We start from the raw sequence: 24,391 nt of genomic DNA, 5'->3' as shown, positions 1-24,391 counted from the left end.
ATTATGACATTATGATGTCCAATTTCACGTTCTATATTTCTATCAAAATAGCTGTTTACAGGCTATTCATCTAGCGCAGCGCCTTCATCGCAATGTCTGTGCGATAGTGTTTGCCTTCGAAGCGGATGTGATCTGCTGCCGCGTATGCTCTTGTGCGAGCCTCGGCGATGTCACGACCCATACCGGTGATGCCTAGCACACGACCGCCATTTGTGAGGATAGAGCCATCCGCTTGGCGAGCAGTCCCTGCATGGAACACAACAGCGTGTTCCATCAGTTCGTTCAGGCCTGTGATTGGCAGGCCTTTTGGGTATTCGCCGGGATAGCCCGGCGAGGCGAGGATGACGCACACGGCCGCATCCTCGCTCCATTGAATCGGAAGATCAGCCAAGCGACCCTCTAGGGTTGCTAAGACGATTTCCAGTAGATCGGTTTGCAAGCGAGGGAGAAGCACCTGTGTCTCCGGATCACCGAAGCGAGCGTTAAATTCAATCGTCTTCGGCTTCCCTTCCGGTGTGATCATGAGTCCTGCATAAAGGATGCCTTTAAAAGGGCGTCCTTCCTGTACCAATGCTCGCGCACAAGGTTTCACGATCGTCTCAATCGCTTCATCTACAATAGATTGCGCAATGTGCGGAACTGGCGAATACGTACCCATCCCGCCTGTATTTGGGCCTTTGTCACCATCGAATACAGGTTTGTGATCTTGGGATGGCACCATCACGCGAACCGTTTCCCCTTCAACAAATGCAAGCAGCGACATCTCTTGTCCTTGCAGGAATTCTTCAATCACGACTTGAGCCCCAGCTGATGCACCGAATACTTGATCGAGCATAATATCTTGCAGCGCTTGCTTCGCTTCGTCCAGCGTTTGTGCCACGATCACACCTTTACCTGCCGCAAGCCCATCTGCTTTGATAACAATTGGCGCAGATTGCTGTTCCAAGTAAGTTAACGCTGCTTCATAGCGATCAAACGTTTCGTATGCAGCAGTTGGAATGTTGTATTTCGCAAGCAAATCCTTCATAAATTTCTTGCTGCCTTCGATCAGAGCGGCATTTGCACGCGGTCCGTACGCGACAATGCCTTGTGATTCTAGATAATCGACCATGCCTGCTGCAAGAGGATCATCAGGTGCTACGAACACAAGATCAATCTGCTTCTCTTTTGCAAACTGTGCAACTTGCTCGAATTGCATTTCCGTGATCGGCACGCATTCTGCAAGTTCCGCAATGCCTCCATTACCCGGCGCACAGAACAGCTTTGTCACTTTCGGGCTTTGACTTAGCTTCCAGATGATCGCATGCTCGCGACCACCTCTTCCAATAACTAAAATCCGCATTTCTTCCACTCCCGTGGAGCATTCTTAAAAATCTAATCACTACTGAGAAAGAAAGCACTTCCGGTCGCTGTTGAAATCGTGAAATTTTGATTATATGAGGTTGTTATTTCACGATTTCAAAGGCGACAAAACTTTTCCAAAGGAAAATGTTACATCGTAAGCAAATCCTCCAGTTGCTTTCTTTCTCCTTCGTTTGATTTTTAAACACACTCATTATTTTATCTTTATATAGTCCAACTATTAATGTCTAAAATGACGCACGCCCGTCATAACCATAGCAATTCCGTTCTCATTGGCAACGCGAATGGACTCTTCGTCTTTAATGGAACCCCCTGGTTGAATGACAGCTTTGATGCCTGCTTTTGCAGCGATCTCTAGTGTATCCCCCATTGGGAAGAATGCATCGGATGCAAGTACAGAGCCTTGAGCTAAATCGCCTGCTTGTTCGATAGCAATACGAGCCGCTCCGACGCGGTTCATTTGACCTGCACCTACACCGATCGTCATATTGTCAGCAGCAAGAACGATCGCATTGGATTTGACATTTTTTACAACTTTCCATGCAAATAACAATTGCTTCATTTCTTCTTCCGTAGGCTTGCGATCTGTTACGACTTTGATATCCGCTTCTGTCAGCGCATATTCATCACGATCTTGTACGAGCATTCCGCCATCGATAGAAGTGATTACAGGCTTCGCTTTGCTCGCCGATGCTGTTACATCAAGTTTCAGCAGACGGATGTTTTTCTTTTTCATAAGGATCTCAAGTGCTTCCGGCGTGAAGTCTGGTGCAATGACGATTTCTAAGAAAATCTCATGCAGCAACTGTGCTGTTGCTTCATCAATCGTACGGTTAGCCGCTACAATACCGCCGAAGATCGATACAGGATCTGCTTCATACGCTTTGCGATAGGCATCCAGAATCGTTGCACCGATCCCAACGCCGCATGGATTCATATGTTTCACCGCAACGACTGCCGGTTCGCTGAACTCTTTTACAATTTGAACAGCTGTATTGGCATCATTGATGTTGTTATAGGACAGTTCTTTCCCATGTAACTGCTCCGCCGTTGTTAAAGAGCCTGCTTCAGCAAGCGGATTGCGATAGAATGCTGCCTTCTGATGCGGATTCTCGCCATAGCGCAGATCTTGCACTTTTTCATACGTCACGGTGTAACGCTCAGGGAACACTTCCCCTTGCTGCTCGCACAAGTAATCCGAGATTAATGCATCATAAGCCGCCGTATGACGGAATACTTTAGCTGCTAAACGTTTACGTGTTTCAAGCGTTGTGTCTCCCTCTGCGCGCAGTTCTTCAACAACCTTTGCATAGTCCGCATTATCCACGACAACTGTCACAAACGCATGGTTTTTCGCCGCTGAGCGAAGCATAGTCGGTCCACCGATATCGATGTTCTCAATCGCATCTTCGTACGTCACATCAGGCTTTACAATCGTCTCTGCAAAAGGATACAAATTGACCACGACAAGGTCGATGTAGTCCAGACCCAATTCCTTCATGGTCGCTTGATGCTCTTCGGAATCACGAATTGCGAGCAATCCGCTGTGGACGTTGGGATGAAGTGTTTTCACACGACCATCTAGAATTTCTGGAAAACCTGTAACTTCCGAAATGCCAACGACAGGTAAGCCCTCTTTTTCAAGTAATGATTTCGTTCCACCGGTAGAGATTAACTCCACACCTAAATTCACCAACTCACGCGCAAAATCGACCAAACCGGTTTTGTCAGATAAGCTGATTAACGCTCTTCGGATTGCCATCATTAATAACCCCCATCTATTATGTGTTGCGTTATTTGTTGTTTAAGTCTGTGTTCATCTCCATCGATCAGGATGGATTTGGCGCTTCAATTCGAACATGTCGATCTGCTAATCGAATCTGTCCCTTGCTAAACCAATCAATCACCTGTGGATACAACTGATGCTCAGCCTCATGGATACGAGCTAGCACAGTTTCTTCTGTATCTGTATCCTGAATTTCGACGATTTTTTGCGCAATAACTGGACCACTGTCGAGTCCACCATCAACCAAATGCACCGTCACACCTGTTATTTTGACACCATACGCTAATGCCTGCTGTACAGCATTCTTACCCGGAAAAGCGGGGAGCAGCGATGGGTGCACATTGATTATTTTTCCATAAAAAGGTTTCACGAGCTTGTCCGTAATCAGACGCATATAGCCAGCCAGCACAATAAGATCAACTTGATGCTTCATTAATTGATGAACAATTTCTTCCTCATACGCTTCTCGCGAAGCGTAATCCTTAGGGCGAAAAACAAAAACAGGCACTCCCGCCTGCTTTGCTTTTTCCACAACGGGAGCATCTGGACGATCACAGACGAGGAGAGAGATGGTCACATCTAAGTTCCCCTGCTTGATTGCATCCATAATCGCCATAAAATTCGAGCCGCTGCCCGATGCAAATACAGCAATCCGATAATCCCTCATGGACTATACCACCGCTCCTGTAAAAGTCACAATTCGGTCGCCTTCTGTTACTTGTCCAATCTTATATGCCACTTCACCTTGCTCAGCTGCAATACGAATCGCTTCTTCCGCTTCCTCAGCAGGAACGACAATGACCATACCAATACCCATATTGAAAGTCGTGAACATGTCTCGGTTAGAGATGTCGCCGACGCGCTGCATCAATTCAAAGATCGGTAGAATCGGCCATGCACCATACTCGATGTCCACGTTAACTCCTGCTGGTAGCACACGGGGAATATTTTCGATAAAACCGCCACCCGTAATGTGGGCAAGTCCTTTAACCTTTACTTTTTCTAGCATAGCCAAAACTTGCTTCACGTAAATCCGTGTAGGTGTAAGAAGTACGTCGCCAAGCTTTCCACCTAGTTCAGCTACTTCATCTTGCAGCGTGTAGCCTTTATCTTCTAAAAGCAGCTTGCGTACAAGAGAGAAGCCGTTGGAATGTACACCTGAGGATGCAAGTCCAAGCACAACATCACCAGCTTGAATGGTGGAGCCGTCGATCATTTTACTTTTGTCTACGATACCAACTGTAAATCCAGCCATATCATACTCACCATCTGCGTACATACCCGGCATTTCAGCCGTTTCGCCACCGATCAAGGCACAGCCCGATTGTACACAACCATCTGCCACACCTTTGACGATTGCTTCAATTTTCTCAGGTACGACTTTATCACATGCCAGATAGTCAAGGAAAAATAACGGTTCGGCACCTTGCACGACGATATCGTTCACGCACATCGCAACGGCATCAATGCCGATTGTATCGTGCTTATCCATTGCAAAAGCGATCTTAAGCTTAGTACCTACGCCGTCTGTACCTGATACGAGAACAGGCTCTGCATATTTATCTTTATTCAGGCCGAACAATCCGCCGAATCCGCCAAGTCCGCCCATGACTTCAGGACGCATGGTGGATTGAACATGTTTTTTCATGCGTTCGACCGCTTCGTTACCTGCAGCGATGTCGACGCCGGCTTTTTTATACGCATCGGACATTTCGTTCAACTCCCTTTTTAAATTTGTGGAAAATATGGCTTGAGTGCGGGGAGAGAGGGCTGCGAGCTGCATATGTCCTTCCGTCCGCTGTTGTCGTTTCGTTCCTTGATTAGGTTGGTGAAGAGGGAACGAAACAACAAATGCGGATCGCTTCTGCTCTCCAGGACATATGCTGCTCTCCGCCCCCTCGCACCAGCCGCACGAACGCATCATTTTGCCAATAACGATCGTTTCACTCCGTTATGGCGAAGCGATCGCCTTTGGAATCGTGAATATACCGCTAATTCCATTCAACTTTCACGATTCCAACAGCGACCGGAAGTACTCCCTTTCTTCGCAGTGACCAAACTTTTTGAACATCCTCTAGCCCCACTCAGCCAGAGCACTTCACAGCCGCAGGTGCTTCCTCGTCATCGACCTCGGTTGGATATTCGTTGTCGAAGCATGCGGTGCAATAGCCGTGTTTGAACTCATCCGCTGTGCGACCGATGGAATCTAGCATTCCGTCTTTGCTTAAGAAATACAAGGAGTCTGCGTTGATTTTCTTGCGCATTTCTTCAATGCTATGCGAAGAAGCGATGAGCTCTTTGCGGCTTGGTGTATCGATTCCGTAGAAGCACGGATTTTTGAATGGTGGTGAGGAGATGCGAACATGTACCTCAGTTGCACCCGCTTCACGAAGCAAGTTCACAATCCGTAGGGAGGTTGTGCCACGAACGATCGAGTCGTCAATCATCACGACGCGTTTTCCTTCGACAACTCCGCGTACGGCGCTAAGCTTCATTTTGACACCTTGTTCACGTAATTCTTGGCTCGGTTCAATGAAAGTACGACCGGTATAGCGATTCTTAATCAGACCAAGCTCATACGGGATACCCGTCTGCTCGGCGAAACCAATCGCTGCGGAAGTCGAAGAATCCGGTACACCTGTAATAATGTCCGCATCAACGAATGCTTCCTTCGCTAACTGCTTACCCATCCGCTTGCGAGCGGCATGGACATTAATTTCATTCATATCTGAATCTGGTCTTGCAAAATAAATATATTCCATCGAGCAAATCGCTCGCTTCTCTCTTTCGGCAAAACGATCTTCCTTCAAACCATTTCGATCCAAGACGAGCAGCTCACCTGGACGTACATCACGATAGTATTGACCCCCCACAGCTTCGAACGCACACGTTTCAGAAGCGAATAGGTAAGCATCACCTAAGCGACCGATTACGAATGGACGAAGTCCATGTGGATCAAGAGCTGCAATAAGCTTATCTTTCGTTAAAATAAGGAACGCATAAGCGCCCACTACTTGGGATAATGCATCTTTTACTGCATCCTCAATCTCATCATGCTCGGAGCGTGCGATTAAATGTGCGACAACTTCCGTATCGGAGGTCGTCTGGAAGATGGAACCCATCTTCTCCAGCTTACGACGAATTTCTCCTGCATTCACAAGGTTACCGTTCGTTGCAATAGCCAGATCACCCTCCCGATATTTAAAAACGAGCGGTTGCGCATTTGCCAGCTTGCTCTCACCCGCCGTTGAATAACGTACGTGTGCGATTGCTGAGGATCCCATAAGATTCGGAAGGTTCGTATTGTTGAACACTTCTTTTACAAGACCCATTCCGCGATGATAGTGAAAGTTGTTTGGATCGGCTGTGCAAATCCCTGCACTTTCTTGACCTCGATGCTGAAGCGCATGAAGTCCGTAGTAACAAAGGGAGGCAGCGTCATCATGCCCGAAAACACCGAATACGCCGCACTCTTCGCCAAGTTTATCCATCACCCCGGCATGTATGTTCATGCCTTCGTTATAGTAGTCCCCGGTCCACAATCCATGTCCGGATTTTACTGCATCAGACATGGGATCGCATCCTTCCAGATCTTTTCGAATGAACGAACGGTAGCTTGAACAGCTCCTTGCCCATTTACTTGAATGTTTAATTCTTCACCTTGAACGGTACCAATGACTTGATATGGCACGCCTTGGGAAGCAATCCATTTTTCAAGTGCATCTGCCTTAGCAGGTGTTGCCGACAAAAGAATGCGGGATTGGCTCTCACTGAATAAAGCAATATCCGCACGTAATTCCGTTGCGAAATTCACTACAGCACCAAGGCCCGATGAAATACATGATTCAGCAAGTGCAACTGCAAGACCGCCTTCGGACAAGTCGTGCGCAGAAGCAACTAATCCTTGTTGGATCGCGCCAAGCACTGTGCTGTGCAATTTCTTCTCCGTCTCTAAATCTAGAACAGGTGGACGACCTTCTGTCACATTATGCACGATATATTGGAACTCAGAACCGCCGAGCTCAGCTTTTGTTTCACCAAGTACGAAGATAACATCGCCAGCTTGCTTGAACGCTTGCGTTGTAATGTGATCGGTATCATGAACTAAACCCACCATACCGACAACAGGAGTCGGATAGATAGCCCCTTTTGCATTCTCGTTATATAGCGATACATTACCACCGATAACAGGCGTATCCAGTACACGACAAGCTTCAGCCATACCGTCTACAGCTTGCTCCATCTGCCAGAAAATTTCTGGTTTCTCTGGGGAACCGAAGTTCAAGTTATCCGTAATCGCAAGGGGTTCAGCACCTGAACATACGATATTACGCGCAGCTTCACTAACCGCAATTCGACCGCCTACAGCAGGATCAAGGTACGCATAACGTCCATTACAATCTGTCGTCATCGCAAGCGCCTTGCGTGTTCCACGGATCGATACAACAGCCGCATCCGAACCCGGACGAACAACTGTCGATGTACGAACCATGTGATCGTATTGGTTATATACCCATTCCTTGCTTGCTACAGTTGGGGACGCCAACACTTTACCAAGCGCATCATTCAAATCTGTTACTTCTGCATAACGATTCGTATCGATATTCGCACTAGTCTCGTAATACGCAGGCATTTGGGATGGCTTATCATATACCGGACACTCATCAACAAGCGCTGTAACCGGCATATCCCCAACAACTTCACCATGGTGGATTAGTTTCAGACGACCATCGTCCGTTACCTTACCAACCTTCGCACAGATCAAGCCCCAACGATGGAAAATTTCTGTCGCTTGCGCTTCATGCTTCGGTTCAACAACAAACAACATACGCTCTTGAGATTCAGACAACATCATCTCATAAGCCGTCATGCCTTCTTCACGTTGTGGAACAGCATCCAGGTACAACTCCATACCGTTACCAGCCTTAGATGCCATCTCTGCTGAAGAACAAGTAAGACCCGCAGCACCCATATCTTGAATACCAAGTACGATGCCTGTATCAATAAGCTCTAAACAAGCTTCAAGTACCAACTTTTCCATAAAAGGATCGCCAACCTGCACGGCTGGACGCTTCGCTTCGGATTCCGCAGTCAACTCTTCAGAAGCGAACGTCGCTCCGTGAATACCGTCACGCCCCGTAGCCGGACCTACATAAAATACAGGATTGCCTACACCTTTTGCCACACCGCGCTGAATTTGATCATGATTGATCAAACCTACGCACATGGCGTTAACGAGTGGATTTCCTTCATAACTTTCATCGAACATCACTTCGCCGCCAACGGTTGGAATCCCAATACAGTTCCCATAACCCGCAATACCGGATACGACATGTTCAAACAAATATTTAACACGATCATTCTTGAGGTTCCCGAAGCGTAATGAATTTAACAATGCAACGGGACGCGCACCCATTGAAAAGATGTCACGAATGATTCCGCCAACACCCGTAGCTGCGCCTTGGTAAGGCTCAATCGCTGATGGGTGGTTATGACTTTCAATTTTGAAAACAACCGCTTGATTATCACCAATGTCTACGATACCCGCTCCTTCACCAGGCCCCATCAAGACGCGAGGTCCTGAAGTTGGGAATCTTCTTAGTAAAGGTTTAGAGTTTTTATAGGAACAGTGCTCCGACCACATCACGGAGAACACGCCGATTTCAACGTAATTAGGCTGACGTCCGAGAAAACCGCAAATTTTTGCGTATTCATCATCGGTTACACCCATTTGCTTATATATTTGCTGCTCCGCAATTTGTTCTGCGGTCGGTTCCTTAACGGACAACTGCTGCGTCATGTTGTTTCCTCCATGTGTTCAGAATCGATGTAAACATTCGCTTACCGTCACTTGATCCGAGCAGATCACTAACTGCACGCTCTGGATGCGGCATCATCCCTACGACATTGCCTGCCTTGTTGCATACACCTGCAATATCATCGACTGCACCATTTGGATTCGTACCTTGCTGATAACGGAACACAATCTGCTTATTCGCTTGCAGTTCTGCTAGGGTTTCATCATCCACATAGTAATTACCTTCACCATGCGCAATCGGGATACTAATGATTTCGCCTTCTCGGAAATCCGATGTAAACGGCGTATTCGCATTCACAACTTCCAGATTCGTCGGGTGGCATAGGAATTTCATTCCTTTATTACGCAGTAGAGCACCTGGTAGTAATCCTGCTTCCGTAACGATTTGGAAACCATTACAGATACCAAGAATGTACTTACCTTGTTCAGCTGCTTCAATCAAAGCCTGCATCACAGGTGCAAAACGTGCGATAGCACCGCAGCGTAAGTAATCACCGTAGGAGAAGCCTCCTGGTATTAGAATACAATCATAGCTTGATAGATCAGTCGCAGTATGCCATACATAATCGACTTGCTGGCCAACCGTATCCTCCACCGCTTTATAGCAATCGATATCACAGTTCGATCCCGGAAATACGAGAACCGCAAATTTCATCAGGGTACCTCCTCAAGTTTGTAAGTCGAATGATAGGATTTCTGAGTATTGGGAAACTTAATAGTAAGAGACTTCCGTTAATTCAATTCAAAACGGTAGTCTTCAATTACCGTATTCGCAAGCAGCTTCTCGCACATAGCAGTCACACGTGATTCTGCTTCAGCACGATCCGTCGTATCCAGTTCAAATTCCATGTACTTCCCAATTCGAACTTTTCCTACTTCCTCAAAACCCATTGCATGTAAAGCGCCTTGAACGGCGCTTCCTTGCGGGTCTAGAACATTTTGCTTAATCGTAACGTAGACAGTTGCTTTCATTTGGTGAATCCTCCTCTATGAATGACCAACTCTATTAAAATAAAAATAAGAACAATCTAGCAATCTACTCCGCTTGCTGCAATTGAGCAAGTAAAAGACCCAAAATTTGACGATAGCGAACCGAAGTTGCCTCGACTACCTCTTCAGGCAATGGTGCAGGCTGCGAATTTTTATCCCAACCCGAATTTGCCAAGTACGAGCGAACAGGTTCTTTGTCTAAAGAATCAATTTCCACATCTAACTGATATTGATCTTGTGCCCAGAAACGAGAAGAGTCTGGAGTAAAGATCTCATCAATTAGAATGATTTCATCCCCAATAAAGCCAAATTCAAACTTCGTATCTGCCAAAATAATACCGCGTTGCTCGCAATACGTATGTGCAAGTACGTAGAGCATCATACTCTTTTGGATCAGCTGCGTCGTTAAACGGTCACCTAGCCATTCACGCATATGCTCAATCGTGATATCTTCGTCATGACCAACATCATTTTTCTTCGCAGGCGTAAAGATTGGGCTTTGCAGCTGTTGATTTTTACGCATGCCTTCAGGGAGCTCATGACCGTTGACTTTACCTGTCTCCAGGTATTGACGCCAACCGCCTCCTGTTAAGTAACCACGAACCACGCACTCAACTGGAATACGAGTCGCTTTACGAGTCACCATAATGCGATAGCGAAGCGCCTCTTTATCTGTCACTAAGTCGTCGATTAGATCAATATCATTATGAACAACATGATTCGCCATAATTTCTGACGTCATATCGAACCAGAACCCTGTAAGAAGATTAAGCACATCACCCTTAAAAGGAATCGCAGGCTCAAGCACATAATCGAATGCCGAAATTCGATCCGTTACAACGATTAGCAAATGCTCGCCCAAATCGTACAACTCACGAACCTTGCCTTTATAAAGCAGCGGGGCTTTGACCAAATCCACCGCTGTAGTTAATGTTTGTGACATCGATTCAACCTCCCATTTCTCTCATTTATACGTGTCCAAAAGTCTGTTCACTACAGATAAAAGTAGCACTTCCGGTCGCTGTTGAAATTGTGAATTTTGAATTGATATTATTGTAGATTCACAATTTCAAAGGCGAACGTTCCACTCCTTCAGTTGCTTCTTTTCTCCTTCGCTTGACTTTTGAACACACTAATTCAACCCTAAACGATCAAAAATCGTATCCACATGCTTCAAATGCCAGCTTGGGTTAAAGCAATCTTCGATTTCTTCTGCATTTAATACATCTGTAATTTCAGGCGTATTCATTACGATATCTCGGAATGAGCGTTGTTCTTCCCAAGCTTGCATCGCACGCGGCTGTACCGTATCATACGCTTTTTCACGAGCAAATCCTTTATCAATCAGCTTCGTCATAATGCGACCAGAGAATGGCACATCATACGTTGCTTTCATATTTCTCTTCATATTCTCAGGGAATACAGTCAAGTTCTTCACGATGTTTCCGAAGCGATTAAGCATGTAGTTCAATAGAATCGTTGCATCTGGCAAAATAATTCTCTCTACCGAAGAGTGCGAAATATCGCGCTCATGCCATAGCGTTACGTTCTCATAAGCGGAGATCATATGTCCACGGATTACACGGGATAAACCGGAAATACTCTCACAGCCGATCGGGTTACGCTTATGCGGCATTGCGGAAGAACCCTTTTGACCTTTTGCAAAACCTTCTTCAACCTCACGCACTTCACTCTTCTGCAAAGCACGAATTTCCGTTGCGAACTTATCCATTGAAGTTGCGATTAGCGCAAGTGTAGCCATATACTCAGCATGACGGTCACGCTGCAACGTTTGTGTAGAGATCGGAGCAGGCTTTGTGCCTAACTTCTCACATACATAGCTCTCTACAAAAGGATCAATATTCGCATACGTACCTACTGCGCCAGATATTTTACCGTACTGCACGCCGTCAGCTGCAAAACGGAAACGCTCCAAATTACGCTTCATTTCTTCATGCCACAGTGCCATTTTCAAACCAAAAGTTGTCGGTTCTGCATGAACACCATGTGTTCTTCCCATCATCGCTGTGTGTTTATAAGCGACTGCTTTTTCACGAAGAATTTCAATGAAATTGATCAAGTCTTTTTCCAAAATTTCATTAGCTTGACGCAGCAAATAACCAAGTGCTGTATCCACAACGTCCGTTGAAGTTAAACCGTAATGCACCCATTTACGCTCATCGCCAAGTGTTTCCGACACCGCACGTGTGAAGGCAATGACGTCATGACGTGTTTCTTGCTCAATTTCGTAGATGCGATCAATATCAAAGCCTGCTTTCTCACGAAGTGCTTTTACATCTTCCTTCGGAATTACGCCAAGTTCTGCCCATGCCTCACATGACAAAATCTCAACCTCTAACCAAGCTTTAAACTTATTTTCTTCCGTCCAAATTCGCGCCATTTCCGGGCGGCTGTAACGTTCAATCATTTTCCATCCTCCTAATCTCGACTCTTGCTTTTTCTCTATTGGAGCGTGTTCCTACAAAGTTAGATCGCTACGAAATTAAAGGAATACTTCCGGTCGCTGTTGGACTCGTGAATTTTGAATTGATTTAATGGTAATTTCACGATTCCAAAGGCGATACAACTTTTTCGAAGAAAAAGTACATCGAAAGCATCCTACAGTACGCCTTTAATTTCTTCGCTTAACTTTTCAGTCACACTCTACATATTTTTCCATATTGATGAGTCTTCTATCCATTTTAGAGCCTTTTCAACATCTTTCGTCAAAAGATTCACATGACCCATCTTCCGCTTCACTTTAGCTTCATGTTTACCGTAAAGGTGAATTTTTGGTGTTACATCCGTTGGAAGACCCTCTTCCTGCTCCATCCAGTTCATCAACGGCTCCATATGCTCCCCAAGCAAGTTCACCATCACAGCAGGTGTAAGTAACTCTGTCGGACCAAGTGGTAAGTTACAAATTGCTCTAACGTGCTGTTCGAACTGGCTGGTGTGGCACGCTTCCATCGTATAATGCCCTGAATTGTGCGGTCTAGGAGCTAGCTCGTTGACGTAGATCTCACCGTCTGATGTTACGAACATTTCCACCGCAATAAGACCAATAACATCGAGCCCTTTCGCAATTTGAATCGCTAACTGTTCCGCTCGACGCTGAAGTTCATTTGATACACGAGCCGGTACGATCGACACATGCAAGATATTGTCCACATGCACATTCTCAGCGGCAGGGAATGCTTTCACTTCGCCACGTGGACTCCGAGCTGCAATAACCGATAGTTCCTTGTCAAAATGAATAAACTTCTCCAACACAAGTTCCGTTTTTGCTTGGCTAAGAGTGTTGTAAGCATCTGTTACTTCATCTAAAGAACGAATAACCCACTGACCCTTACCATCGTAACCGCCAGTCGCTGTTTTCAATACACAAGGTGTACCGAATGCACGAACACCCTCTCGCAGCTTCTCCTCACTATCAATCTCCAAGTAAGGAGCAACCTTTACACCTGCAGCTTCGATTGCCCGTTTCTCTCTAAGTCGGTGCTGAGTCGTAAACAACAATTGACTACCCTGCGGGACATAGGATTGCTTCATGAGAAGTTCCGTTACCCCTGCATCCACATTTTCGAACTCATACGTGATGACATCTGATTGATCCGCCAATTGCTGTGCCGCTATTAAATCATCATAAGCTGCTACAATTTGCTCATCAGCCACTTGTCCACAAGGAGCATCTGTCACCGGATCGAGAGTCACGAATCGGTAACCCATTGCTCGACCCGCAAGCGACATCATTCGACCAAGTTGTCCCCCGCCAAGAATACCAATTGTGCTTCCCGGGAGTATGACTTGCCTCTGGCTACAACCTGGCTGTGTCAATTGCTTTTCCGACACTTCCATCATAGCAGTTCACAGCTTTCCAGCACAGCTTGCTTCGTCTTTTCACGACGTTCACGTAATCTTACTTGCAGCTCAGGATCGAATGCTCCTAAAATCTGCGCTGCAAGTAACCCCACGTTAGCAGCACCCGCCGCTCCAATTGCTACAGTTGCAACAGGTACACCTGCTGGCATCTGCACAATCGATAGAAGTGAATCAAGTCCGTTCAGTGCTCGGGATTGCACAGGTACACCGATGACCGGCAGTTCTGTCTTCGCAGCTACCATACCTGGCAAATGAGCTGCCCCACCTGCACCCGCGATAATCACCTTGAGTCCGCGTTCTACGCTACTCGCTGCGTATTCAAACATTAAGTCTGGTGTACGGTGCGCAGATACGACCTTTTTCTCATAAGGTACCGCCAATTCATCCAGAATGTCACAAGCTTTTTTCATGGTTTCCCAATCTGACTGACTTCCCATTATGACCCCAACACGCACTGACACGTTTCATCCACTTCCATTCTTCTATTTATCATTTTCCAAAATTCGCATCTTAACCCAATAGAAACTAAAAAATCCAGAAACCAACCGAGTAACTCGAGTTTCTGGACTTGGGGATGCTAAAAAAACATGTTGATCCAACCATCCATAAACAGGGGCAGTTTAACCAACAAGCAACATCCTCGTAGTCCAAAAATTTAAGGTTCTCGGGTAGAGACTTTCAGGCCATATTCCTGACTTTATACGAGTTCGTTCTTTATTATTTAATTTGGCATACTATGTTGCTAAAATAGTACTTTGGCTCCTCTAGTGTAACAGCAGCAGTGTTAAGATGTCAATTTTAAAAAGCGAACATTTAATGAAATAAGCATAAAATCATTCGTGTTTCACTCCATTAATGGATGGAAGAAAATGCCTAAAAAAAGAGACCCCTGATTTACATCAGGAATCCCTTCTTCATTCAATTGTTATCTGGAATCTAGCGCGCTGCGCAATCCATCCCCGATAAAGTTAAAGCACATGATTGTAATGAAAATCATCACACCCGGAGCAATTGGAACCCACGGTGCTTCAAGCATGACCTTCAAGCTTTGTGCGCCATTCAAAATATTACCCCAGCTTGCATTTGGAGGTTGAATACCTAGACCTAAGAAACTCAAGGAGGATTCCGTCAAGATCATACTACCCATTTGTAGGGTAGCAGATACGATAACTGGCGCAAGGGAGTTAGGCAAAATATGACGGAAGATGATACGGAAATCCGACATCCCGATCGTACGTGCTGCATCCACAAACTCGCGATTTTTCACAGACAAGATTTGTCCGCGTAAAAGTCTCGCTTTACCCATCCAACCGAACACTACCAATACAATAATAATATTAACCAAACTCGGTTTAAGCAATGTTACAACGGTAATCAGCATGAACATCGTTGGGAACGCTAGCATAATGTCAACAAAGCGCATCAAGATAGAATCTACTTTACCACCATAGTAACCTGATAATGAACCCACGATAACACCAATTATTACGTTGAATATTACTGCGAATATACCTACTGATAATGAAACACGTCCACCATAGAGAACACGAGAGAACAAGTCGCGCCCTAATTCATCCGTTCCGAGCCAGTGCTCTGCACTTGGCGGTTTAAGACGAGCTAGCAAGTCCTGCGCTGCAGGATCATACGGTGCAATGAATGGTGTAATTAAAGCTAAGATTACAAGAGTGACAAGAATAATGAGACCGATTAGCGCCATCTTGTTGCTTTTGAATCGCTCCCAAGCACGGTTTTTCGGCTTGACTAGAGCTGTATTTTGTTCAGAAATCGCTACGTTCATCTTCTCACCCCTTCACTTCTTGTTTACTTAGACTTACACGTGGATCAAGGAACGCATAGGAGATATCAGCAAAAATATTACCAAGGACAGTAAGCACTGCTCCTAATGTTGTAATAGCAAAGATAATCGGATAATCACGTTGAAATGCTGCATCTCTAAACAAGGCTCCCATTCCAGGAATGGAGAACAGTGCTTCGAGAATAAGGGAACCTGCCACAAATCCAGGGACTGCTAGTCCTAATAGTGTAGCAAGCGGAACAAGTGCATTGCGCATGCCGTGGATTCCCAGAATTCGACCTGGCAATAACCCCTTGGACTTTGCAGTTCTCATGTAATCTTGATGAATAACTTCGAGCATGCTGGAACGAATGTATCGCAGCCAGATCGCTACTTCGTGGAACACCATTACGGAGATCGGCAAGATCAAGTGTTGCACTCGATCCCAAAAACCAGTCGGTCCACTAATGGATTGCAAGCCACCTGTTGGCAACCACCCAAGCTTAACACCAAAGACCATCAATAGGATTAATGCAAGCCAGAATCCAGGGATCGACATCCCGACAAAACTAAATCCTGATATAATTCGATCAAATTTAGAATTTGCTTTCAGAGCACATAAAATACCCAGCGGTATCGCAATCAACATGGATATGATAAAGCTCGTAACCGTCAAGAGTAACGTTGTAGGCAATCGATCTAGAACGATCTTAAGAACAGGTTCATTCTTCATGTAAGAAATACCAAAGTCCCCTTGCAGCATGCCGGTGAGCCATTCCCAATATTGAGTAGGAAGCGGTTTATCCAAGCCGTACGCTTTGATCATATTTTCTTTGTCTAATGCCGTAATGGTCGGATCCTCAATATATTGCGACAGAGGTGAACCCGGAGCCAAGTGGATAATGGCGAATGATATGATCGTGATGCCGAGAAGAATAGGAATGGCGTTTAGTATACGTCGTAGTGCATATTTGACCACCGGATGTCACTTCTTTCTTTTAAGACTTTGTATTACTTCGTGAAGTACCATTTCTCAATTTCTTTCAAACCGTCACGTTGCGGGTTGTAACCTGCAAGATTGCTTGGGTAAGCATTTGTTGAGAAACCAGAGTACAAGAATGTGTAAGGTTGATCTTCAGCAACTAGAGCATCGACTTTATTTAACAATTCTTTACGCTTGTTCTTATCAAATGTTTTCAAATCTTCGTCGATCAATTTATCCACTTCAGGATTGCTGTAAGCAGTGGTGTTCATACCTGTTTCAATCTCGCTGGAGTGCCATGTACCGCGTGGGTTCGGGTCTCCAGCAATGTTCCATGCTCCATACACAGACTCAAATTTCTTTTCTGTAATAACAGCTTTGGAGTATGCAGAAGATTCAAGCATACGAATGTTCATGATAATTCCGGATTTTTTCAATTGCTGTTGAACAACAGTCATTGCTTTTTCACGAACTTTGTTACCTTGAACGCCAGTCATTTCAAACTCGAACTTCTTACCGTCTTTATCTAGGATGCCATCGCCATCGGAATCTTTCCAACCAGCGGAAGCAAGCATTTTCTTGGCTTTATCAACATCGTAGTTGAACTTCGGAACATTGTCAGTGAATGTCCAGTAAGTTGGAGGTGTTTGAGCGTTCACGATTGTACCCTGACCTTCAATTACACCATCAATAATACCTTGACGATCCATTAACATTGTCAAAGCTTGGCGTACAGCCTTGTCTTGGAATAATGGGTTTTTCAAGTTCCAGCCAATGTAGCTGTAGCTGCTTGTTTTAACGCCTTTTTCAAGCTTAATTTTGCCGGATTGTTTTGCATAGTTTTCAATAACAGACAAGTTGTCAACTGGAACAGTCACTTGGTTGATTTCACCCGTTTGCAATTGAGCCATCATAGCGTTAGCATCACCTAGGATCTTGATGTTAACTTTCTCAATGGAAGGCTTGCCAGCATAGTAGTTTTCAACACGGCTGAACTTCAAGTATTGACCGGATTTCCACTCATCTAGCTTGTACGGACCAGAACCGATTGGCTTCTTCATGAATTCGGATTTATCCATATCTTTAACAGGTACATCTTTAAGCAAATGTTGCGGCAAGATGTTGTAAGGCATCATGTCAATGTAACCTGCATTTGGTTCTTTAAGCGTAAATTTAACTGTTGTATCGTCAACTTTTTCAACCTTAGCAACGGATGTAAACGTTCCTTTACGTGGTCCTTTGTAATCAGGGTTAATTGCAATGTTGTATGTGAATACAACGTCGTCAGCTGTTAATGCATGACCATCAGAGAACTTCACATCGTTACGAATTTTTATTGTCATTGTTTTTTTGTCTTCGGAGAAAGTCGGCTGACCTACAGCCAAATCAGGAACGATTTCTTGTTTCTCGTTAAATTTGTACAAGGAGCTGAATACCAATTCAATAACTTCTGATGAGTTTGCGCTTGTTGCCCAGAAGCGGATAAAGCCTTGTGGATCTCCAAGGTATGCAGTTGTGATTTCACCACCATCTACCTTTTCTTTTGCTGCAGCTGCTGGAGAAGCTCCTGGCGTTGTTTCTGGCTTTGCAGAGTTGCTTGATCCACAAGCGGATAGGAACAAGCTAGTTGACATTAATGTAGCAAGTGCAACCGTTCCGTACTTGCCAAATGATTTTGTTGTCATGCTGATAATCCCCTCTCTAATACTTTATTTTTTATATGAAATGGCAAGAAGCATAATGCCCTTGCTCCACTTCTGTAAATGCGGGTCTTTCTATACGACAACGCTCCACTGCGTGTGGACAACGTGGGTGGAACGGACAACCTGATGGCGGATTCGCTGCGTTCGGCACCTCGCCACTTAAGACAATTCGTTCACGCTTTGCATCGATCTCAGGTTCGGGTACTGCCGATAATAATGCTTGTGTGTATGGATGTTTCGGATTGTCAAACAATTGGTCACGGGTACCCGTTTCAACAATTCTTCCTAAGTACATAACAGCTACTCGATCCGAAATGTGTCTTACGATACTTAGATTATGAGAAATAAATAAGTAGGACACTTTCGTTTGCTGCTGTAAATCACCAAGCAAATTCACAATTTGTGCTTGCACCGATACGTCCAAAGCAGATACAGCCTCGTCCGCAATAATCAGCTTCGGATTTAATGCAATCGCACGAGCGATCGCGATACGTTGTCTTTGCCCACCTGAGAACTCATGAGGATAAAGTACGGATGTATGTGGTCGTAAACCAACTAATCCAAGTAATTCCTCTGCGCGCTTCATCGCTTCTTGTTGACTTAGTCCACCTTGAATGACCATCGGTTCAGCAATCGCTTTACCGATTGCAATGCGTGGATTCAAAGATGCAAATGGATCTTGGAATACACACTGCATATCTTTACGCAATGGTCGCAGCTGACGTTGATTCAATTTACTCAGGTCTTTACCATCGAATAGTATTTGACCAGAGGTTGGATCAAGTAAACGTAATATTAAGCGACCAACCGTCGATTTACCACAACCAGATTCACCAACAATACCGAGTGTTTCACCTTCATATACATTAAATTCCACGCCATCTACGGCTTTGACAGTGCCTTTCTTTCCGCTGCTGCCAATCATAAAATGCTTTTTGAGATCCTTGACCTCGAGAAGTGGAGTACTCACTTTCTATATCCCCCTTTTGCGTCTGCTAAACCAAGATGCAACGAACTTTATGACCCGGATTAATTTCGCGCAATTCTGGCATTTGTTCTCGGCATGATGCAGTGGCTACTGGGCAACGCTCCGCAAAACGACAACCTTCTGGAAATGCTCCAGCTGCAGGTACCGTTCCTGGAATTGGATGTAACTTCTCAATGGAGCCAGTCATACGAGGAGTAGATTGCAATAAACCTTTCGTATACGGATGCTGCGGTGATGTGAAAATCGTACGAACATCTGCTGTCTCCACGATTTGGCCTGCATACATAACAATAACTCGGTTCGCCATCTCAGCGACTACGCCAAGGTCGTGTGTAATAAACAAGACTGACATATCTGTTTCATCTAATAAGTTGCGAATAAGATCCAGGACTTGTGCTTGAATTGTTACGTCCAGAGCAGTTGTTGGCTCATCTGCAATAAGTAAATCTGGTTTACAAGACATTGCCATTGCCAGCATGACACGTTGTCTCATACCGCCAGATAATCGATGTGGATATTCTTTACGAATCCGTGTAGGTTCAGGGAACCCTACTCGTTTTAACCAATCATCCGCAATTTTAATTGCTTCATCCTTAGAAACTTTCAAATGTTTCGTAATCGACTCTGTCAATTGAAATCCAATTGTTAGAACCGGATTAAGTGAAGTCATTGGCTCTTGAAAAATCATGGATAATTTACCACCACGAACGTTCGCCATTTCCTTCTTATTGAGTCCAACAAGGTTCTTTCCACGGTACCGGACTTCGCCACTAGCAATTTCTCCTGCTTGAGGAAGAAGTTGCATAATAGATAAGGACGTCATGCTCTTGCCGCAGCCGGATTCACCGACCAACGCGACTACTTCATTAGTCCCGATTTCAAAATCGATCCCGTCGACAATTACCTTTTCATTCTTCTTTTTGTCTTTAAACACCGTTTTCAGTGCTTTAACTTCTAAAATTGCTTCCTGCATGCTGCTCACCTTCATTTCAGTCCGGTTAAATAGGTACAATAGTGCACTTGTCTCATTTTAAGGTTTATTGACCATGTTGTCACGAACTTTTTTAAAAATTCTTTATATATTTTCGCTTGAAAAATATTGAAATAATGAAATCGCACGTGGTAAACTAGAAGAGTTTTCTTAAATATACTTTTATTACCAATGGTTAATATTTGTTGCATTATTCATAGATCCCCGGCAGATCAGCATTTGGGAGAATGATAAGCATAAGAGAAGTTAATTTTGTTCCTTTTCCATCTTCCAGATATTGAAAATAAAAAAATCCTAAATAATCCTATGTTTTTTGTTATGATTGGCATGGAATTTGTTTATAATCAACTGATTTTTCCTCTTTTTAAGCCCATCCCTCTTGTGACCAACAAAATAAACGCTCTATGCCCTTAAATGTAAAATGACTTAGTCTAATGTAAATAGCTATATAAAGGCTCTTAGAAACCCCTACAATCCGTTTAAACGCATATTCCCGCGTTTATACACCTCTTTAATCTAGTAGCGCTTATTTAAGCCGTTTTACTCTGAATTCATCCGTATCCCTAGTGTTCTCACCGCAACTTCCAGCAGCCAGTTATTTTAAGTAACACATTTTAATCACAGACTTATCCCACTACTGTGCACAGAATGTGTGTAAGACAAAAAAGAACCTAAAGAATTTACTCAATAGGCTCTTAAATACGTACAATTCTGTGGACAAGTGAAAATTATTTTCAAACTTATCCAGATATTCATTATATAAATCAACATATCCACATCATTTTCAATATATCATTTGTCGTTATTCACAAAATAAAAAAGCTGCCCCTTTTAAGGCTGCAGCTTTTTCAATTTGCTCGGCGACGTCCTACTCTCCCAGGACCCTTCGGTCCAAGTACCATCGGCGCTGGAAGGCTTAACGGTCGTGTTCGGGATGGGTACGCGTGGTTCCCTTCCGCCATCGTCACCAAACTAGCTTTTGTTCACAAAAGCGACCCGCGAGTATTTCTTCGATCCCTATGGGTAAGAAGAAATGACTTGCATACCAAGGCTTGTACCTTGAAAACTAGATGCGAATTGAAGAGTAAAGATAGGGTTTACGAAGTCTGATCTTCATAATATTTTAGATAAGCCCTCGACCGATTAGTATTGGTCAGCTCCACACATTGCTGCGCTTCCACCTCCAACCTATCAACCTCGTCGTCTACAAGGGGTCTTACTAATTGGGAAATCTCATCTTGAGGGGGGCTTCGCGCTTAGATGCTTTCAGCGCTTATCCCCTCCGTACATAGCTACCCAGCGGTGCTCCTGGCGGAACAACTGGTACACCAGCGGTACGTCCATCCCGGTCCTCTCGTACTAAGGACAGCTCCTCTCAAATTTCCTACGCCCACGACAGATAGGGACCGAACTGTCTCACGACGTTCTGAACCCAGCTCGCGTACCGCTTTAATGGGCGAACAGCCCAACCCTTGGGACCTACTTCAGCCCCAGGATGCGATGAGCCGACATCGAGGTGCCAAACCTCCCCGTCGATGTGGACTCTTGGGGGAGATAAGCCTGTTATCCCCAGGGTAGCTTTTATCCGTTGAGCGATGGCCCTTCCATGCGGTACCACCGGATCACTAAGCCCGACTTTCGTCCCTGCTCGACTTGTAGGTCTCGCAGTCAAGCTCCCTTATGCCTTTGCACTCTTCGAATGATTTCCAACCATTCTGAGGGAACCTTGGGACGCCTCCGTTACTCTTTAGGAGGCGACCGCCCCAGTCAAACTGCCCACCTGACACGGTCCCTCTACCGGTTATACGGTAGTAGGTTAGAACTCCGATACGATCAGGGTGGTATCCCAACGTTGCCTCCACCTAAGCTGGCGCTCAGGCTTCTAAGGCTCCCACCTATCCTGTACAGATCGTACCAAAGTTCAATATCAAGCTGCAGTAAAGCTCCATGGGGTCTTTCCGTCTTGTCGCGGGTAACCTGCATCTTCACAGGTATTAAAATTTCACCGGATCTCTCGTTGAGACAGCGCCCAAGTCGTTACGCCATTCGTGCGGGTCAGAATTTACCTGACAAGGAATTTCGCTACCTTAGGACCGTTATAGTTACGGCCGCCGTTTACTGGGGCTTCGGTTCACAGCTTCGGGTTTAACCCCTAACCACTCCCCTTAACCTTCCAGCACCGGGCAGGCGTCAGCCCATATACTTCGCCTTACGGCTTCGCATAGACCTGTGTTTTTGCTAAACAGTCGCTTGGGCCTTTTCACTGCGACCCCCTCGAGCTATTCACTCTACCGGGGTACCCCTTCTCCCGAAGTTACGGGGTCATTTTGCCGAGTTCCTTAACGAGAGTTCTTCCGCGCGCCTTAGAATTCTCTTCTCACCCACCTGTGTCGGTTTACGGTACGGGCACCTTGACCTGACTAGAAGCTTTTCTTGGCAGTGTGAAATCATGACCTTCGGTACTTTAAGTTTCCCTCCCCATCACAGCCCAGCCTTATCGATGTGCGGATTTGCCTACACATCAGCCTCACTGCTTGGACGAGCGTATCCATCGGCTCGCGTCACTATCCTACTGCGTCACTCCATCGTTCATAACGGTTTTTGGTGGTACAGGAATTTGAACCTGTTGTCCATTCGACTACGCCTTTCGGCCTCGCCTTAGGTCCCGACTTACCCTGAGCGGACGAACCTTCCTCAGGAACCCTTAGGTTTTCGGCGGACAAGATTCTCACTTGTCTTTTCGTTACTCATACCGGCATTCTCACTTGTGTACGCTCCAGCTGTCCTCACGATCAACCTTCACTGCTGTACACAACGCTCCCCTACCCAAACAGAAATTCATCTGTTGTCATAGCTTCGGTGGTGTGTTTAGCCCCGTTACATTTTCGGCGCAGAGTCACTCGACCAGTGAGCTATTACGCACTCTTTAAATGATGGCTGCTTCTAAGCCAACATCCTGGTTGTCTTTGCAACTCCACATCCTTTCCCACTTAACACACACTTGGGGACCTTAGCTGATGATCTGGGCTGTTTCCCTCTTGACAATGGATCTTAGCACTCACTGTCTGACTCCTGGATATAAGTATGTGGCATTCAGAGTTTGACTGAACTTGGTAACCCTTGGGGGGCCCCGCATCCAATCAGTGCTTTACCTCCACTACTCTTATTCCAAGGCTAGCCCTAAAGCTATTTCGGGGAGAACCAGCTATCTCCGAGTTCGATTGGAATTTCTCCGCTACCCCCACCTCATCCCCGCATTTTTCAACATGCGTGGGTTCGGGCCTCCAGTGCGTGTTACCGCACCTTCACCCTGGACAGGGGTAGATCACACGGTTTCGGGTCTACGTCTACATACTAATAGTCGCCCTATTCAGACTCGCTTTCGCTGCGGCTCCGGCTTATCACCTTAACCTCGCATGCAAACGTAACTCGCCGGTTCATTCTACAAAAGGCACGCCATCATCCCTTAACGGACTCTGACTTTTTGTAAGCGCACGGTTTCAGGTTCTTTTTCACTCCCCTTCCGGGGTGCTTTTCACCTTTCCCTCACGGTACTGCTTCACTATCGGTCGCTAGGGAGTATTTAGCCTTGGCAGATGGTCCTGCCAGATTCCGACGGGGTTTCACGTGTCCCGCCGTACTCAGGATCCGTCTAGGAATTTCGCTCACTTTTGGCTACAGGGCTGTTACCTTTTATCGCAGACCTTTCCAGATCTCTTCGCCTAGCAAGCTATTTCCATGTTGACGTCCTACAACCCCAAAGAGCAAGCTCTTTGGTTTGGGCTAATCCGCGTTCGCTCGCCGCTACTGACGGAATCACTTTTGTTTTCTTCTCCTCGAGGTACTTAGATGTTTCAGTTCCCTCGGTATACCTCCTCTGCAGCTATGTATTCACTGCAGGGTAACTGTGCATTACCACAGCTGGGTTCCCCCATTCGGACATCCCCGGATCAAAGCCTGCTTACGGCTCCCCGAGGCATTTCGTCGTTCGCCACGTCCTTCTTCGGCTCCTAGCGCCTAGGCATCCTCCGTGCGCCCTTATTAGCTTATCTTGCGATCAACTAACTAGGCAATTCTTATGAAACATAAGAATG

At 45.5% G+C, this 24,391-nt stretch carries 17 protein-coding genes, 2 rRNA genes and 1 riboswitch; all 19 genes read right to left on the bottom strand.

The genetic code is table 11. From position 1 onward, the window contains the following. Positions 1–70 precede the first annotated feature (70 nt). Positions 71–1,342: a phosphoribosylamine--glycine ligase gene (purD, locus tag ACSBOP_RS03290; protein WP_442603053.1), complete on the bottom strand. Its 1,272-nt coding sequence runs from the start codon at positions 1,340–1,342 to the stop codon at positions 71–73. 240 nt (positions 1,343–1,582) lie between these two features. Beyond that, complete coding sequence (gene purH / locus ACSBOP_RS03285; protein ID WP_442604354.1) at positions 1,583–3,124, bottom strand: bifunctional phosphoribosylaminoimidazolecarboxamide formyltransferase/IMP cyclohydrolase; 1,542 nt, start codon at positions 3,122–3,124, stop codon at positions 1,583–1,585. Between the two features lie 67 nt (positions 3,125–3,191). Next, positions 3,192–3,815: a phosphoribosylglycinamide formyltransferase gene (gene purN, locus ACSBOP_RS03280; protein WP_442603052.1), complete on the bottom strand. Its 624-nt coding sequence runs from the start codon at positions 3,813–3,815 to the stop codon at positions 3,192–3,194. A 3-nt stretch (positions 3,816–3,818) separates the two neighbouring features. Continuing rightward, positions 3,819–4,859, bottom strand: coding sequence for a phosphoribosylformylglycinamidine cyclo-ligase (gene purM / locus ACSBOP_RS03275; protein WP_442603051.1), 1,041 nt, complete (start codon positions 4,857–4,859; stop codon positions 3,819–3,821). Between the two features lie 373 nt (positions 4,860–5,232). Further along, positions 5,233–6,720, bottom strand: coding sequence for an amidophosphoribosyltransferase (gene purF / locus ACSBOP_RS03270; protein WP_442603050.1), 1,488 nt, complete (start codon positions 6,718–6,720; stop codon positions 5,233–5,235). Continuing rightward, positions 6,705–8,948 (bottom strand): phosphoribosylformylglycinamidine synthase subunit PurL, encoded by a 2,244-nt coding sequence (purL, locus tag ACSBOP_RS03265; RefSeq protein WP_442603049.1) that lies wholly within the window; start codon positions 8,946–8,948, stop codon positions 6,705–6,707. The genes purF and purL overlap by 16 nt, the downstream gene beginning before the upstream one ends. After that, a complete protein-coding gene (purQ, locus tag ACSBOP_RS03260; protein WP_442603048.1) occupies positions 8,926–9,621 on the bottom strand; it encodes a phosphoribosylformylglycinamidine synthase subunit PurQ in 696 nt (231 codons plus the stop codon). The genes purL and purQ overlap by 23 nt, the downstream gene beginning before the upstream one ends. Before the next feature lie 77 nt (positions 9,622–9,698). After that, positions 9,699–9,938, bottom strand: coding sequence for a phosphoribosylformylglycinamidine synthase subunit PurS (gene purS, locus ACSBOP_RS03255; RefSeq protein WP_442603047.1), 240 nt, complete (start codon positions 9,936–9,938; stop codon positions 9,699–9,701). Positions 9,939–10,002: 64 nt separating this feature from the next. After that, positions 10,003–10,899, bottom strand: a complete 897-nt coding sequence (locus ACSBOP_RS03250; protein WP_442603046.1) for a phosphoribosylaminoimidazolesuccinocarboxamide synthase — start codon at positions 10,897–10,899, stop codon at positions 10,003–10,005. 189 nt (positions 10,900–11,088) lie between these two features. After that, on the bottom strand, positions 11,089–12,384 hold the full coding sequence (purB, locus tag ACSBOP_RS03245; RefSeq protein ID WP_442603045.1) for an adenylosuccinate lyase: 1,296 nt from the start codon (positions 12,382–12,384) through the stop codon (positions 11,089–11,091). A gap of 236 nt (positions 12,385–12,620) precedes the next feature. Continuing rightward, complete coding sequence (gene purK, locus ACSBOP_RS03240) at positions 12,621–13,817, bottom strand: 5-(carboxyamino)imidazole ribonucleotide synthase (RefSeq protein ID WP_442603044.1); 1,197 nt, start codon at positions 13,815–13,817, stop codon at positions 12,621–12,623. Continuing rightward, the gene (purE, locus tag ACSBOP_RS03235; RefSeq protein WP_442603043.1) at positions 13,814–14,299 is read right to left on the bottom strand and encodes a 5-(carboxyamino)imidazole ribonucleotide mutase; all 486 of its coding nucleotides are present in this window, start codon (positions 14,297–14,299) and stop codon (positions 13,814–13,816) included. Before purE ends, purK begins: the two co-directional genes overlap by 4 nt. A 162-nt stretch (positions 14,300–14,461) precedes the next feature. Then, positions 14,462–14,563: riboswitch (purine riboswitch) on the bottom strand. 200 nt (positions 14,564–14,763) lie between these two features. Beyond that, the gene (gene opp4C / locus ACSBOP_RS03230; protein ID WP_442603042.1) at positions 14,764–15,636 is read right to left on the bottom strand and encodes an oligopeptide ABC transporter permease; all 873 of its coding nucleotides are present in this window, start codon (positions 15,634–15,636) and stop codon (positions 14,764–14,766) included. A gap of 4 nt (positions 15,637–15,640) precedes the next feature. Next, positions 15,641–16,612, bottom strand: a complete 972-nt coding sequence (locus tag ACSBOP_RS03225; RefSeq protein ID WP_442603041.1) for an ABC transporter permease — start codon at positions 16,610–16,612, stop codon at positions 15,641–15,643. 32 nt (positions 16,613–16,644) lie between these two features. Continuing rightward, the gene (locus ACSBOP_RS03220) at positions 16,645–18,300 is read right to left on the bottom strand and encodes a peptide-binding protein (RefSeq protein WP_442603040.1); all 1,656 of its coding nucleotides are present in this window, start codon (positions 18,298–18,300) and stop codon (positions 16,645–16,647) included. Positions 18,301–18,331: 31 nt separating this feature from the next. Further along, complete coding sequence (locus ACSBOP_RS03215) at positions 18,332–19,288, bottom strand: ABC transporter ATP-binding protein (RefSeq protein ID WP_442603039.1); 957 nt, start codon at positions 19,286–19,288, stop codon at positions 18,332–18,334. A gap of 25 nt (positions 19,289–19,313) precedes the next feature. Beyond that, the gene (locus ACSBOP_RS03210) at positions 19,314–20,279 is read right to left on the bottom strand and encodes an ABC transporter ATP-binding protein (protein WP_442603038.1); all 966 of its coding nucleotides are present in this window, start codon (positions 20,277–20,279) and stop codon (positions 19,314–19,316) included. Between the two features lie 873 nt (positions 20,280–21,152). Continuing rightward, positions 21,153–21,269: ribosomal RNA gene (gene rrf / locus ACSBOP_RS03205) — 5S ribosomal RNA — on the bottom strand. Between the two features lie 151 nt (positions 21,270–21,420). Beyond that, positions 21,421–24,349, bottom strand: a 23S ribosomal RNA gene (locus ACSBOP_RS03200). Positions 24,350–24,391 lie beyond the last annotated feature (42 nt).

It is taken from the genome of Paenibacillus sp. KN14-4R, assembly GCF_052180255.1.
GTDB lineage: Bacteria > Bacillota > Bacilli > Paenibacillales > NBRC-103111 > Paenibacillus_AM.
Note: the sequence above shows the minus strand (reverse complement) of the source record. Positions and strands in the feature narration are given on the sequence as shown.

Excerpts from the sequence above, each read along its gene's own strand:
- ACSBOP_RS03250 (WP_442603046.1), bottom strand. The coding sequence starts at position 10,899 with ATGTCACAAACATTAACTACAGCGGTGGATTTGGTCAAAGCCCCGCTG.
- purF (WP_442603050.1), bottom strand. The coding sequence starts at position 6,720 with ATGTCTGATGCAGTAAAATCCGGACATGGATTGTGGACCGGGGACTAC.
- opp4C (WP_442603042.1), bottom strand. The coding sequence starts at position 15,636 with ATGAACGTAGCGATTTCTGAACAAAATACAGCTCTAGTCAAGCCGAAA.
- purK (WP_442603044.1), bottom strand. The coding sequence starts at position 13,817 with ATGATGGAAGTGTCGGAAAAGCAATTGACACAGCCAGGTTGTAGCCAG.
- purD (WP_442603053.1), bottom strand. The coding sequence starts at position 1,342 with ATGCGGATTTTAGTTATTGGAAGAGGTGGTCGCGAGCATGCGATCATC.
- purS (WP_442603047.1), bottom strand. The coding sequence starts at position 9,938 with ATGAAAGCAACTGTCTACGTTACGATTAAGCAAAATGTTCTAGACCCG.
- purL (WP_442603049.1), bottom strand. The coding sequence starts at position 8,948 with ATGACGCAGCAGTTGTCCGTTAAGGAACCGACCGCAGAACAAATTGCG.
- purH (WP_442604354.1), bottom strand. The coding sequence starts at position 3,124 with ATGGCAATCCGAAGAGCGTTAATCAGCTTATCTGACAAAACCGGTTTG.
- purN (WP_442603052.1), bottom strand. The coding sequence starts at position 3,815 with ATGAGGGATTATCGGATTGCTGTATTTGCATCGGGCAGCGGCTCGAAT.
- purQ (WP_442603048.1), bottom strand. The coding sequence starts at position 9,621 with ATGAAATTTGCGGTTCTCGTATTTCCGGGATCGAACTGTGATATCGAT.
- ACSBOP_RS03220 (WP_442603040.1), bottom strand. The coding sequence starts at position 18,300 with ATGACAACAAAATCATTTGGCAAGTACGGAACGGTTGCACTTGCTACA.
- ACSBOP_RS03210 (WP_442603038.1), bottom strand. The coding sequence starts at position 20,279 with ATGCAGGAAGCAATTTTAGAAGTTAAAGCACTGAAAACGGTGTTTAAA.
- purM (WP_442603051.1), bottom strand. The coding sequence starts at position 4,859 with ATGTCCGATGCGTATAAAAAAGCCGGCGTCGACATCGCTGCAGGTAAC.
- purB (WP_442603045.1), bottom strand. The coding sequence starts at position 12,384 with ATGATTGAACGTTACAGCCGCCCGGAAATGGCGCGAATTTGGACGGAA.